Below are 12,357 nucleotides of genomic sequence, written 5' to 3'. Positions count from 1 at the left end.
TCCCGGCATGGCCATCGACCCTCGCAACCCCGGCGCGTCGTATCTCGGTTTCTGGCGCGAGTACCACATGTGCACCTTGACCACGCCCCGGCCGGACGGCACTCCGCATGTCGTCGCGGTAGGGGTGACGTACGACCCGGAGGGCGGCGAGAAGGGCATCGCCCGGGTGATCACCAACAAGCACAGCCGCAAGGTCGCCCATGTCCTGGCGGCGGGGCCCGGGGGCGCGAAGGTCGCGGTCTGCCAGGTGGACAAGGGCCGGTGGGCGACGCTGGAGGGGATCGCGACGATCCGTACGGAGCCGGACGTGGTCGCGGACGCGGTGGCGCGGTACGCGGACCGCTACGGCCGTACGCCGGCGCCGAACCCGGACCGGGTCGTCATCGAGATCGCCCTGACGCGGGCGATGGGACGGGCGTAGGGCCCGGAGGTACGGACAGCGGCCCGGGAAGTACGGACGAGGTACGGACAGCGGCCCGGAGGTACGCAGACAGCACAGCGGCGCCATCGTGTTCAGGTCACGATGGCGCCGCTGTGTGGGGGAAGCACCTGAGCGATTGACAACGACGGGGGAACCGCTCAGGCGCTGCGGGGGGTGGCGGTGGTGGTTTCGGGCTCGACGAGCTGGTGGTCACGCTGGTCGAGATTGACGAAAATCATGCCGTACCGGATGGCGCATCGAACGGGCTGCGGAGCTCCGCGAGGCCGCCGAAGGCACCGGTAGGCCCGAATGTCCTCGTCGTCTCCGCGCGTGATGACGATCGGCTCACCGAAGAGGGTGACCATCAACGAATCGCCACTGTGCGGCACAGCGGTGACGAGGTCGATGAAATGCCACCCGGACCGGTAGGCGGACGCCATCTCGCGGCGGAAGCGCGAGTCGTCGGGAACGTTCATGCGCCGACGGACGTCCAGCCGGGGTCATTCTCGGCCAGGCCCGACGACGCGGGCGCCACGGTCCAGCCGGGGTCGAACAGCTTCACCGCGGCGGTCCAGCCGGGATCCTGCGGCTTCGCCTCGGCCGCCCCCTGAACCCCTACCGCGCCGGCAGCGATGAAGGCAACAGCAACCACGGCGCGTATGAGTCTCTTCGTCATCACCGAGCAACCTCACTTGAAGGCAATGTCTCTTTCCCAACCCCCGCGGCTAAGACGATTGCTCACTCTCCACGTTTCCACCACCTACGGCATGCATCATGTTCCTGAGATGCAGGAGCCTGGGGGTGTACAGATGAGGAAAAAACCGGACCAACCGGGTCACCCTCATTCGCTCACAGAGTTGTGCGAGGCGGGCTCGGCGCTCTACGCCAACGCCTTGCGCACCGGACGAATAGCCCGGTCAGAGGCGGTTGAGGTGCCGTGCCTGCTCGACCTGGCGCTCCTGCACCCCGACCCGGACGACGCCCAGTGGCTCCGCCCCGTCCCGCCCTCCTCGGCGCTGGCACAACTCCTCCAGCCCATTGAGCGCGAGATCCTGGAGCGTAGACGCCTTACGGTCGAATTGTCCGACGCGTTCGAGCCATTCATGGCGATCAGCGCCCAGAACGCTCCGACCACGCACTCCATCACCGTGCTGGAGGGCCTCAGCCGGATCAACGCGACGCTGGACCGGGTCATCGCCGGCTGTACGAAGGAACTGCTCACCGTCCAGCCGGGCGGCGGACGCCCCGCGCACGGCCTGAACGAGGCGCTGCGCCGGGTACGGCCCCTGCTCGGCCGGGGCATCCGGATGCGGACGCTCTACCAGCACACGGCCCGCCACACCGAGTTGACGCTCGCGTATCTGGAACACGTGGGTCCGGAAGTGCAGGTGCGTACGCTGGAGCAGATCATCGACCGGCTGATCATCGTGGACCGCGAAGTCGCCTTCGTACCGGCCCGCAGCGACCGCCAAGTCGCCCTGGAGCTCCGCCATCCCGGCCTGGTCGCCTATCTGGGCGGCGTCTTCGACCAGTTCTGGCAGCTGGCCGTGCCGATCAACGAGGAGATCCCCTACGACCTCAAATCGGACGGCATCAGCGGCGTCCAGCGCTCCATCGCCAAGCTCCTGGTCGAAGGGCACGTGGACGAGGCGATCGCCCGGCGCCTGGGGATGAACGTCCGCACCTGCCGCGCCCACATCGCCAAGCTCGCCGCCGTCCTCGGCAGCGGCAGCCGCGCGCAACTGGGGTACCTCATCGCGAAGTCCGGCATCCTGGAGCAGGATCACTGATCCCAAGGCGTGACCGAGCGGCAGTCCTCCGGCCCGCGCCGCCCGCGCCGGCCCGCGATCACCGCACGCGCCGCGCCCCCCGCGCCGGCCCACGATCGCCGCCCGCGCCGCACCGCACGCGCCGCGCCGCCCGCGCCGGCCCGCCCTCGGATCACCGCACGCGCCGCTCACGGCAAAGGCCCCCTCCGCCGAAACGCAAGGGGGCCCACTCGCCGGGTCCGCGCCGCGCCCCCCGCGGATCACCGCACGCGCCGCTCACGGCAAAGGCCCCCTCCGCCGAAACGCAAGGGGGCCCACTCGCCGGGTCCGCGCCGGGTCCGGGTCCGCCGCCGGACTCAGCCGGTCACGGCTGGTGTTCGCCGCGCTTGGGGCGCCACACCACCAGGGCGCCGGCCTGCTGCACGTCCTGGTACGGCACGAGGTCGCGCCGGTACGAGGCGTGCACCTGGGCCTCGCGCTGGCGCATCGCCGCCGCCGCGCCCTCGACGGCCGCGGTCAGCTCGGCGACCCGCGCCTGGAGCGCGGCGACCTGGTTCTCCAGCTCGATGATCCGCTTGATGCCGGCCAGATTGATGCCCTCGTCCTGCGACAACTGCTGCACCTGCCGGAGCAGTTCGATGTCGCGGGCCGAATAACGCCGGCCACGCCCCGCCGTACGGTCCGGCGAGACCAGGCCCAGCCGGTCGTACTGCCGCAGCGTCTGCGGGTGCAGCCCGCTCAGCTGGGCGGCCACCGAGATGACGTACACCGGCGTCTCATCGGTCAGCTCGTACGGATTGCGACGGCGTCCGTCCATCTCAAGCCCCCTTCGCGGCCTGGAACAGCTCGGCCCGCGGGTCCTCGCCCGCCGTGGCCTCCCGGTACGTTTCGAGCGCCTCGCGCGCCTTGTCGCTCAGGTCCTTGGGCACGGCCACCTCCACGGTGACGAGCAGGTCCCCGCGCGTACCGTCCTTGCGGACCGCGCCCTTGCCCCGGGCGCGCATCGTCCGCCCGTTGGGCGTGCCGGCCGGGATCTTCAGCGTCACCGGCGGCCCGCCCAGGGTCGGCACCCTGATCTCGCCGCCGAGCGCCGCCTCGTCGAACGAGACGGGCACCGTGACGGTGAGGTTGTCGCCCTTGCGGCCGAAGACCGGGTGGGCGTCGACGTGCACCACCACGTACAGGTCACCGGCCGGTCCGCCCCGCTCACCGGGCGCGCCCTTGCCGCGCAGCCGGATGCGCTGCCCGTCGGACACACCCGCCGGGATGCGGACCTGCATGGTGCGGGACGACTTGGCGCGGCCGCTGCCGTGGCAGACCTCGCACGGGTCCTGGGCGATGAGCCCGCGGCCCTTGCAGTCCACGCACGGGTCGGTCAGCGAGAACGAACCGCTGCCGCCGCGCGACACCTGGCCGGTGCCGACGCAGGTGGGGCACACGCGCGGCGTGCCGTTCTTGTCGCCCGTGCCCGAGCACGCCTTGCACGGCTGCTGGCTGGACATGCGCAGCGGGACCGTGGCCCCGTCCACCGCCTCGGTGAAGCTGAGCGTCACCTCGGACTCGATGTCCTGGCCCCGGCGCGGCTGGGTGCGCGTGCCCGGGCCGCCCCGGTTGAACAGGCCGCCGAACACGTCGCCGAGTCCGCCGCCGAAGCCGCCGGCACCGGCTCCGCCCTGGGCACCGCCGAAGAGGTCGCCCAGGTCGAAGTTGAACGTGCCGCCGGGTCCGCCGCCCGGCCCGGCGCGGAAGCCACCGTTGCCGAAGAGCGCGCGAGCCTCGTCGTACTCCTTGCGCTTCTTCGGGTCGCCGAGGATGTCGTTCGCCTCGGAGATCTCCTTGAAGCGGGCCTCCGCGCTCGCGTCACCCTTGTTGGCGTCCGGGTGGAACTCGCGGGCGAGCTTCCGGTACGCCTTCTTGATCTCGGCCTCGGTGGCGTCCTTGGGGACGCCGAGGACCTTGTAGTAGTCCTTCTCCACGAAGTCCTTCGTGCTCACCGACGTCCCTCCTTCCGGTTACCGCTCAATGCGTCAGCCCTCCCCGGGGCCACCGCTCTCCTCGTCCACCGGCTGCTTCTCGTCCTTGGCCGCCGGAGCCGCCCCGGGCTGGGGTTCGGCCACCGCGACGCGCGCGGGCCTGATGGTCCGCTCGCCGATGCGGTACCCCGGCTGAAGGATCGCGACGCACGTCGTCTCGGTGACGTCCGGCGCGTACGAGTGCATCAGCGCCTCGTGGATCGTCGGGTCGAAGGGCTCGCCCTCCTTGCCGAACTGCTGCAGCCCCATCTTGGCGGCGACCGTCTCCAGCGATTCGGCGACCGACTTGAACCCGCCCACCAGCTCGCCGTGCTCACGGGCGCGGCCGATGTCGTCGAGCACGGGCAGGAGCTCGGTCAGGAGGTTCGCGACGGCGATCTCCTTGACCGTGACCCGGTCCCGCTCGACCCGGCGGCGGTAGTTCTGGTACTCGGCCTGGAGCCGCTGGAGGTCCGCGGTGCGCTCGCTGAGCGCCGTACGGACCTGGTCCAGCTGCGCGGTCAGGCCGACCGTCTGTTCGCTTGCGTCCCCGGCCGGGGCCGCCGGGCCCTCCTCCGCGGGGTTCGCGGAGGCAGTGGTCTCGGCGGCTTCGGCGGCGTCGTCAGGGACGGCGCCGGAGGGGACGTCGGGCTTCTCCTCGAAGCCCGGGGTCTCCTCCGTCATGCGGCCCCCTTCGGCTTCTCGTCGTCGACGATCTCGGCGTCGACGACATCGTCCTCGGCCTGGGCACCGGCGGCGCCCTCGGCGCCACCCGCGGTCGCGCCGGCGGCCTGGGCGTCGGCGTACATGGCCTGGCCCAGCTTCTGGGAGACGGCCGCGACCTTCTCGGTGGCGGTACGGATCTCCGCGGTGTCCTCGCCCTTCAGCTTCTCCTTGAGCTCGGAGACGGCGGCCTCGACCTCGGTCTTCACCTCGCCCGGGACCTTGTCCTCGTTGTCCTTGAGGAACTTCTCCGTCTGGTAGACCAGCTGCTCGCCCTGGTTGCGGGTCTCGGCGGCCTCGCGGCGGCGGTGGTCCTCCTCCGCGTACTGCTCGGCCTCCTGGCGCATCCGGTCGACCTCGTCCTTCGGCAGCGAGGAGCCGCCGGTGACGGTCATCTTCTGCTCCTTGCCCGTGCCCAGGTCCTTCGCGGTCACGTGCATGATGCCGTTGGCGTCGATGTCGAAGGAGACCTCGATCTGCGGCACACCGCGCGGGGCCGGCGGAAGGCCGGTCAGCTCGAACATGCCGAGCTTCTTGTTGTACGCCGCGATCTCGCGCTCGCCCTGGTAGACCTGGATCTGCACCGACGGCTGGTTGTCCTCCGCCGTCGTGAAGATCTCCGAACGCTTCGTCGGGATCGTCGTGTTGCGCTCGATCAGCTTGGTCATGATGCCGCCCTTGGTCTCGATACCCAGGGACAGCGGGGTCACGTCGAGCAGCAGGACGTCCTTGACCTCACCCTTGAGGACACCCGCCTGGAGTGAGGCACCGATGGCGACGACCTCGTCCGGGTTCACACCCTTGTTGGCCTCCTTGCCGCCGGTCAGCTCCTTGACGAGCTCGGCGACGGCGGGCATACGGGTGGAGCCACCGACGAGAACGACGTGGTCGATCTCGCTCAGCTGGATGCCGGCGTCCTTGATGACGTTGTGGAACGGCGTCTTGCAGCGCTCCAGCAGATCGGCGGTCAGCTGCTGGAACTGGGCGCGCGTGAGCTTCTCGTCCAGGTGCAGCGGGCCCTCGGCCGACGCCGTGATGTACGGCAGGTTGATCGAGGTCTCGGTGGAGGAGGACAGCTCGATCTTGGCCTTCTCGGCGGCCTCACGGAGGCGCTGGAGGGCCATCTTGTCCTTGGACAGGTCGACGCCGTGCCCGGAGTGGAACTGCTTGACCAGGTAGTCCACGACGCGCTGGTCCCAGTCGTCACCACCGAGGTGGTTGTCACCGTTGGTGGCCTTCACCTCGACCACGCCGTCGCCGATCTCCAGCAGCGACACGTCGAAGGTGCCGCCACCGAGGTCGAAGACCAGGATCGTCTGGTCGTCCTTGTCGAGGCCGTACGCGAGGGCGGCGGCGGTCGGCTCGTTGACGATGCGCAGGACGTTCAGGCCCGCGATCTCACCGGCCTCCTTGGTCGCCTGGCGCTCGGAGTCGTTGAAGTACGCCGGGACGGTGATGACCGCGTCGGTGACCTTCTCGCCCAGGTACGCCTCGGCGTCGCGCTTCAGCTTCTGCAGGATGAAGGCGCTGATCTGCTGCGGGTTGAAGTTCTTCCCGTCCAGCTCGATCTTCCAGTCGGTGCCCATGTGGCGCTTGACCGACCGGATGGTCCTGTCGACGTTGGTGACCGCCTGGCGCTTGGCCACCTCGCCGACGAGCACCTCGCCGTTCTTGGCGAAGGCGACGACGGACGGCGTGGTCCTGGCGCCCTCGGCGTTGGTGATGACGGTGGGCTCGCCGCCTTCGAGAACGCTGACGACGGAGTTAGTCGTGCCCAGGTCGATGCCGACCGCACGTGCCATTTCGATTCCTCCAGCTGACTTGAGTGGAACAGGCTCAAGGATGCATGACGGAAGGAAACGAGTCAACGGACCTGAGTCGGCCCGGCTCAAGTTTTATCCCGCCCTTATGCGCATGACGCCGCCCTTGGCGCCGTCCTCGTGCGCATGGCGCGGCGCCTTCGGGCGCCGCTCTCGACCCCTCCGGGCGGGGTTCTCCCCACACCCCACCCTGACACGACCCGCCGCGCCTTCCGAACCACTACCGCCGCACACACAACCGTGCGATCGTTCCAATAACGCAGCAAAAGCCGCATTACATGTCAAACGCTCGCAGACGTCCCACCCGAAGAACGGTCAGGTGTGTGCCCGATGCACCCGCGCCCCTCTCCGCCCCCACCCCCCTCGCCGGACCCCAAGCGCATCCTCGATCTCACCCTGGGCTGCACCCTGCTGGTCCTGTGTGCCCCACTGCTCGCCGCCGCCGCCCTCGCCACCGCGCTCAGACGGCCGCCCGGGGGCGTGTGCGTACGCGAAACGAGAACCGGCCTGGACGGCCGGCCCTTCACGTTGCGCTCCCTGCCCGTCCGCCGTTTCCGGCTCGACGCGCTCTCCCGTCTGCCCCATGTCGTACGCGGCGAGATGTCGCTCGTCGGACCCGCGCCGCTGCCGCCCGGCGCCCCCGGCGCGGACGCCCCGTGGCGCCGGAGCGTCAGGCCGGGACTGACCGGACTGGCCCAGCTGCGACGCGCCTCCACGCTGCCGTGGGACGAGCCACTCCTGCTCGACCAGCACTATGTGGAGCACCAGTGGATCGGGCTGGACGTGGCCGTACTCTTGCGTACGTTGCGCACTGTGCCGGGTCAGGCTCACCTGAGCGACGCAGATCACCGACTGCGCGGCTACAGTGCGGCGGAATAACTGGGTACGCTCGGCACTGACTGAATAAGTTACCGCTTAGTAGTGCGCAGGTGGACAGGCCCGAGGAGCCCCCATGCAACTCGCCGCGATCATTGTGTCGCTGACCCTGACCGTGGTCGGGGTTGCGCTCATCTCCCGAGCGGTCGCGCAGATCTACCGGTTCGTGAAGCTCGGCCAGCCCGTGCCGGCCGGCAGCCGTACCGACAACCCCAAGCAGCGCACGATCACGCTGGTCAAGGAGTTCCTCGGCCACACGCGGATGAACCGCTGGGGGATCGTCGGCTTCGCGCACTGGTTCGTCGCGATCGGCTTCCTGACCCTGCCGCCCACACTGGCCCAGGCGTACGGGCAGCTCTTCCAGGCCGACTGGACGCTGCCGGTGCTCGGCGGCTTCCTGCCGTTCGAGATGTACATCGAGTTCATCGGCCTGATGACCGTGGTCGGCATCGTCATCCTGATGGTGATCCGGCTGCTCAGCCTGCCCTCGCGCGCGGGCCGCAAGTCGCGCTTCGCGGGCTCCAAGGCCTGGCAGGCGTACTTCGTCGAGTACGTCATCCTCACCATCGGCCTGGCGATCCTGGTGCTGCGCGGCCTGGAGGGCGCCATCCACGGCGTCGAGCACTACGAGGCCGCGTACTTCGCCTCGTACCCCCTGGTCCTCGCCTTCGAGGGCCTGAGCGTGGGCACGCTCCAGACGCTCATCTACTTCACCGCGATGATCAAGATCGGCGTCTCGCTGATCTGGATGATCACGGTCTCGCTCAACACCAACATGGGCATCGCCTGGCACCGCTTCCTCGGCTTCCCGAACATCTGGTTCAAGCGGAACGCGGACGGCTCGACGGCCCTGGGCGCGCTCCAGCCGATGACGAGCGGCGGCAAGCCGATCGACTTCGAGGACCCGGGCGAGGACGACGTCTACGGCGTCTCCCAGGTCGAGCAGTTCTCCTGGAAGGGCATCCTCGACTTCTCCACGTGTACGGAGTGCGGCCGCTGCCAGTCGCAGTGCCCCGCCTGGAACACGGGCAAGCCGCTGTCCCCGAAGCTCCTGATCATGTCGCTGCGCGACCACGCGCACGCCAAGGCCCCGTACCTGCTGGCCGGTGGCGGCAAGACGATGGAGGGCGAGGAGAAGGCCTCCGAGGACGCCCTGAAGGACGTCCCCGCCGCCGCCCTCGCCGAGGCCGAGCGCCCGCTGGTCGGCACTCTCGAAGAGAACGGCGTCATCGACCCGGACGTCCTGTGGTCCTGCACCACCTGCGGCGCGTGCGTGGAGCAGTGCCCGGTCGACATCGAGCACGTCGACCACATCGTCGACATGCGCCGCTACCAGGTGATGATCGAGTCCGCCTTCCCCAGCGAGGCGGGCACGATGCTCAAGAACCTGGAGAAGAAGGGCAACCCCTGGGGCCTGGCCAAGAAGCAGCGCGTGGAGTGGACCAAGGAGGTCGACTTCGAGGTCCCGATCGTGGGCAAGGACATCGAGGACCTCTCCGAGGTCGACTACCTGTACTGGGTCGGCTGCGCGGGCGCCCTGGAGGACCGGGCCAAGAAGACCACCAAGGCCTTCGCGGAGCTGCTGCACATGGCGGGCGTGAAGTTCGCGATCATGGGCGGCGACGAGAAGTGCACGGGTGACTCGGCCCGCCGCCTGGGCAACGAGCCGCTGTTCCAGCAGCTCGGCCAGGAGAACGTGGCGATGCTGAACATGGCGTTCGGCGAGGACGACGAAGACCCGGCGACCCATAAGCCGAAGTCGTCCAAGAAGATCGTCGCCACCTGCCCGCACTGCTTCAACACGATCGCGAACGAGTACCCGCAGCTGGGCGGCGAGTTCGAGGTCATCCACCACACGCAGCTGCTCCAGCACCTCATCGACGAGGGCAAGCTGATCCCGGTGACGCCGGTCGACGGCCTGATCACCTACCACGACCCCTGCTACCTGGGCCGCCACAACAAGGTCTACACGCCGCCGCGCGAGATCATGTCGGCCGTCCCGGGCCTGCGCCAGCAGGAGATGCACCGCCACAAGGAGCGGGGCTTCTGCTGCGGCGCCGGTGGCGCGCGGATGTGGATGGAGGAGCGGATCGGCAAGCGCATCAACACCGAGCGCGTCGACGAGGCCCTGTCCCTGAACCCGGACATCGTCTCGACGGCCTGCCCCTTCTGCCTGGTGATGCTCACGGACTCCGTGAACGGCAAGAAGAACGACGGCAAGGCCAAGGAGTCCCTCCAGGTCGTGGACGTGGCCCAGCTGTTGCTGGACTCGGTCAAGACCCCGGTGGACGAGGCGGCGCCGGCGACGCCGGCTCCGGAGGGCGACACGGACGCGGACGCGGAGCCGGCGCCCGTGAAGTAGCACGGCGTACGCATACGGAAGCGGCCGGACCTGCCTCGGGGGCGGGTCCGGCCGCTTTTTCGCGAGGCCCCTAAGAGCGGCCCTTAAGGGATGTCACAGCTCAGCAGCAAAGAAGCCCCTGTTCCCCGGCCCGTCCACCGGGCACAGCGGGACCAGGTACGTTCGTTGACGTGGCTGGATTCAGGATCGGACGCGGCCGGGACAACCGCACCCCGCAACAACACTCGCAGCAGGCGCCGTACGGCAGCGCGGCAGCGCCGCCCCCGTACGCCCAACAGCAGCATCAGCATCAGTGGCAGCAGGCCCAGCAGGCGCAGCAGCCGTACGGAGAGCCGGAGTACTTCGGCGACCCGCACGAGCCACATGCGCCGCACCGGCACCCCCACCCGCACCCGCACCCGCCGCACGACCCGTACGCGGCGGACAGCCCGGGCCACACCCGGGCCTTCAGCATCAACGACGACGCCGCCTACGGCGAGGGCGCGACGTACCAGGCGGGCGCCGCACCCGCGCCGGCCGGCCCGCGCCTGCCGTGGAAGCAGCTGCTGAGCGGCATCGTGCTGCGCCCGGGACCGACGTTCTGGCAGATGCGCGACCACGCCGTGTGGGGCCCCGCGCTGATCGTGACGTTCCTCTACGGCCTGCTCGCCCTGTTCGGGTTCGACCAGGCCCGCGAGGAGGCGATCAACGCGACGATCTCCACGGCGATCCCGTACGTCCTGGTGACCGGCGTCATGTTCGTCGTCGGCGGCCTCATCCTGGGCGCCGTGACGCACACGCTGGCGCGTCAGCTGGGCGGTGACGGCGGCTGGCAGCCGACGATCGGCCTGTCGATGCTGATCATGTCGATGACGGACGCGCCGCGTCTGGTCTTCGCGCTGTTCCTGGGCGGCGAGAACACCCTCGTACAGATTATCGGCTGGCTGTCCTGGCTGGCGGCGGGGGCGCTGTTCACCTCGATGGTTCGCACCTCGCACGACCTGCCGTGGCCGAAGGCGCTGGGCGCGTCGGCGATCCAGCTGGTGGCACTGCTGTCGCTGATCAAGCTGGGCACGATCTGACGGCAGAGGCCCCCGCCGGCGGCGGGGGCCTCTCCTGTCACCTGCTGCGCCTGCCGCGCCTGCCGCGCCTGCTCACGCGTCGAGGACCTGCCCGGAGCGCCGTACGACCGGCTTCTCCACACTCCACGGGAAGTTGATCCAGTCGTCCGTCCGCTTCCAGACGTACTCGCACTTCACCAGCGACTGGGACTTCTCGTAAATGACAGCGCTGCGGACCTCGGCGACCGTGCCGAGGCAGAAGTCGTGCACCAGCTTGAGCGTCTTGCCGGTGTCGGCGACGTCATCGGCGATCAGGACCTTCTTGTCACTGAAGTCGATCGCGTTGGGCACCGGCGCGAGCATGACCGGCATCTCCAGCGTCGTCCCGACGCCCGTATAGAACTCCACGTTCACCAGGTGGATGTTCTTGCAGTCGAGCGCGTACGCCAGCCCGCCGGCGACGAAGACCCCGCCACGCGCGATCGACAGCACGATGTCGGGCTCGTACCCGTCGTCGGCGATGGTCTGCGCGAGCTCGCGCACGGCGCGCCCGAAGCCCTCGTAGGTCAGGTTCTCCCGTACGTCACTCATGCTCACACCCGCGTCCGATGGAAGTTCTGGAACGACCGCGAGGCGGTCGGCCCGCGCTGCCCCTGGTAGCGCGACCCGTACTTCTCTGAGCCGTACGGATGCTCCGCCGGCGAGCTCAGCCGGAACATGCACAGCTGCCCGATCTTCATGCCCGGCCAGAGCTTGATCGGCAGCGTGGCGAGGTTCGACAGCTCAAGCGTCACATGACCCGAGAACCCGGGGTCGATGAACCCGGCGGTCGAGTGCGTCACCAGCCCGAGCCGGCCGAGCGAGCTCTTCCCCTCCAGCCGCGAGGCAAGATCGTCAGGCAGCGTGATGACCTCGTACGTCGACGCGAGCACGAACTCCCCGGGGTGCAGGATGAACGCCTCGTCCCCCTCCGGCTCGACCAGCCGCGTCAGGTCCGCCTGCTCGACGGCCGGGTCGATGTGCGGGTAGCGGTGGTTCTCGAACACCCGGAAGTAGCGGTCCAGCCGCACGTCGATGCTCGAGGGCTGCACCATCGAATCGTCGAACGGGTCAATACGCACCCGTCCCGCGTCGATCTCAGTTCGGATGTCCAAGTCAGAGAGAAGCACGTCCCGAGGATACGCAAGGCGCGCGGGCCCACCGCAATCGGACAGACTCCGCGCGCCTCCCGCCACCGCCGTACGCGGCTACCCCGGCGGCTACCGCCGCTCCAGCTCCACGGGGACGGCATGCCGCAACCGCGCGCACCGCGGACACCGGATGAGCCGCCCGGG

13 protein-coding genes are annotated in these 12,357 nt (G+C 69.4%); 5 read left to right on the top strand and 8 right to left on the bottom strand.

Translation table 11 applies throughout. The features are described 5' to 3' along the window. Positions 1–7 precede the first annotated feature (7 nt). Positions 8–421, top strand: a complete 414-nt coding sequence (locus QWM81_RS10060; protein WP_290111432.1) for a pyridoxamine 5'-phosphate oxidase family protein — start codon at positions 8–10, stop codon at positions 419–421. Positions 422–579: 158 nt separating this feature from the next. Here the strand turns inward: QWM81_RS10060 and QWM81_RS10055 are convergent, their stop codons facing one another. Next, a complete protein-coding gene (locus tag QWM81_RS10055; RefSeq protein WP_073756807.1) occupies positions 580–897 on the bottom strand; it encodes a Rieske (2Fe-2S) protein in 318 nt (105 codons plus the stop codon). Beyond that, the gene (locus QWM81_RS10050; protein ID WP_290111431.1) at positions 894–1,097 is read right to left on the bottom strand and encodes a hypothetical protein; all 204 of its coding nucleotides are present in this window, start codon (positions 1,095–1,097) and stop codon (positions 894–896) included. The genes QWM81_RS10055 and QWM81_RS10050 overlap by 4 nt, the downstream gene beginning before the upstream one ends. Positions 1,098–1,230: 133 nt before the next feature. On the opposite strand from QWM81_RS10050, the gene QWM81_RS10045 reads away from it, so the two are divergent. Then, positions 1,231–2,211 (top strand): helix-turn-helix transcriptional regulator, encoded by a 981-nt coding sequence (locus QWM81_RS10045; RefSeq protein ID WP_290111430.1) that lies wholly within the window; start codon positions 1,231–1,233, stop codon positions 2,209–2,211. Positions 2,212–2,554: 343 nt separating this feature from the next. Here QWM81_RS10045 and QWM81_RS10040 read toward each other — a convergent pair whose 3' ends face one another. The 4 genes from QWM81_RS10040 to dnaK are packed head-to-tail and all read right to left on the bottom strand — an operon-like array spanning position 2,555 to position 6,727. Further along, positions 2,555–3,007, bottom strand: coding sequence for a heat shock protein transcriptional repressor HspR (locus QWM81_RS10040; RefSeq protein WP_290111429.1), 453 nt, complete (start codon positions 3,005–3,007; stop codon positions 2,555–2,557). Position 3,008: 1 nt separating this feature from the next. After that, on the bottom strand, positions 3,009–4,184 hold the full coding sequence (gene dnaJ, locus QWM81_RS10035; protein ID WP_290111428.1) for a molecular chaperone DnaJ: 1,176 nt from the start codon (positions 4,182–4,184) through the stop codon (positions 3,009–3,011). Between the two features lie 33 nt (positions 4,185–4,217). Continuing rightward, positions 4,218–4,886, bottom strand: a complete 669-nt coding sequence (gene grpE / locus QWM81_RS10030) for a nucleotide exchange factor GrpE (protein ID WP_290111427.1) — start codon at positions 4,884–4,886, stop codon at positions 4,218–4,220. Next, entirely contained in the window at positions 4,883–6,727 is a 1,845-nt protein-coding gene (gene dnaK / locus QWM81_RS10025; RefSeq protein ID WP_290111426.1) for a molecular chaperone DnaK, read from the bottom strand. Before dnaK ends, grpE begins: the two co-directional genes overlap by 4 nt. A gap of 348 nt (positions 6,728–7,075) precedes the next feature. Between dnaK and QWM81_RS10020 the strand changes: the two genes are divergently transcribed. The 3 genes from QWM81_RS10020 to QWM81_RS10010 all read left to right on the top strand — a co-directional run bounded on the left by QWM81_RS10020 (position 7,076) and on the right by QWM81_RS10010 (position 11,044). Further along, the gene (locus tag QWM81_RS10020; RefSeq protein ID WP_290111425.1) at positions 7,076–7,624 is read left to right on the top strand and encodes a sugar transferase; all 549 of its coding nucleotides are present in this window, start codon (positions 7,076–7,078) and stop codon (positions 7,622–7,624) included. A 73-nt stretch (positions 7,625–7,697) separates the two neighbouring features. Continuing rightward, positions 7,698–9,983 carry a (Fe-S)-binding protein gene (locus tag QWM81_RS10015; protein ID WP_290111424.1) on the top strand — a complete coding sequence of 762 codons (2,286 nt, stop codon included), beginning with the start codon at positions 7,698–7,700 and terminating at the stop codon, positions 9,981–9,983. A 170-nt stretch (positions 9,984–10,153) separates the two neighbouring features. Next, positions 10,154–11,044, top strand: a complete 891-nt coding sequence (locus tag QWM81_RS10010) for a Yip1 family protein (protein ID WP_290111423.1) — start codon at positions 10,154–10,156, stop codon at positions 11,042–11,044. A gap of 72 nt (positions 11,045–11,116) precedes the next feature. Here the strand turns inward: QWM81_RS10010 and QWM81_RS10005 are convergent, their stop codons facing one another. Then, the gene (locus QWM81_RS10005) at positions 11,117–11,614 is read right to left on the bottom strand and encodes a phosphoribosyltransferase (protein ID WP_290111422.1); all 498 of its coding nucleotides are present in this window, start codon (positions 11,612–11,614) and stop codon (positions 11,117–11,119) included. 2 nt (positions 11,615–11,616) lie between these two features. Further along, the gene (dcd, locus tag QWM81_RS10000; RefSeq protein ID WP_290111421.1) at positions 11,617–12,192 is read right to left on the bottom strand and encodes a dCTP deaminase; all 576 of its coding nucleotides are present in this window, start codon (positions 12,190–12,192) and stop codon (positions 11,617–11,619) included. Positions 12,193–12,357: the final 165 nt, after the last annotated feature.

Source organism: Streptomyces ficellus (genome assembly GCF_030406405.1).
GTDB classification, from domain to species: domain Bacteria; phylum Actinomycetota; class Actinomycetes; order Streptomycetales; family Streptomycetaceae; genus Streptomyces; species Streptomyces ficellus_B.
This window is presented reverse-complemented; position numbering and strand designations above follow the sequence as displayed.

Coding starts and splice junctions, on each gene's coding strand:
- QWM81_RS10060 (WP_290111432.1), top strand. CDS start 8: ATGGCCATCGACCCTCGCAACCCCGGCGCGTCGTATCTCGGTTTCTGG.
- QWM81_RS10055 (WP_073756807.1), bottom strand. CDS start 897: ATGAACGTTCCCGACGACTCGCGCTTCCGCCGCGAGATGGCGTCCGCC.
- QWM81_RS10050 (WP_290111431.1), bottom strand. CDS start 1,097: ATGACGAAGAGACTCATACGCGCCGTGGTTGCTGTTGCCTTCATCGCT.
- QWM81_RS10045 (WP_290111430.1), top strand. CDS start 1,231: ATGAGGAAAAAACCGGACCAACCGGGTCACCCTCATTCGCTCACAGAG.
- QWM81_RS10040 (WP_290111429.1), bottom strand. CDS start 3,007: ATGGACGGACGCCGTCGCAATCCGTACGAGCTGACCGATGAGACGCCG.
- grpE (WP_290111427.1), bottom strand. CDS start 4,886: ATGACGGAGGAGACCCCGGGCTTCGAGGAGAAGCCCGACGTCCCCTCC.
- dnaK (WP_290111426.1), bottom strand. CDS start 6,727: ATGGCACGTGCGGTCGGCATCGACCTGGGCACGACTAACTCCGTCGTC.
- QWM81_RS10020 (WP_290111425.1), top strand. CDS start 7,076: ATGCACCCGCGCCCCTCTCCGCCCCCACCCCCCTCGCCGGACCCCAAG.
- QWM81_RS10015 (WP_290111424.1), top strand. CDS start 7,698: ATGCAACTCGCCGCGATCATTGTGTCGCTGACCCTGACCGTGGTCGGG.
- QWM81_RS10005 (WP_290111422.1), bottom strand. CDS start 11,614: ATGAGTGACGTACGGGAGAACCTGACCTACGAGGGCTTCGGGCGCGCC.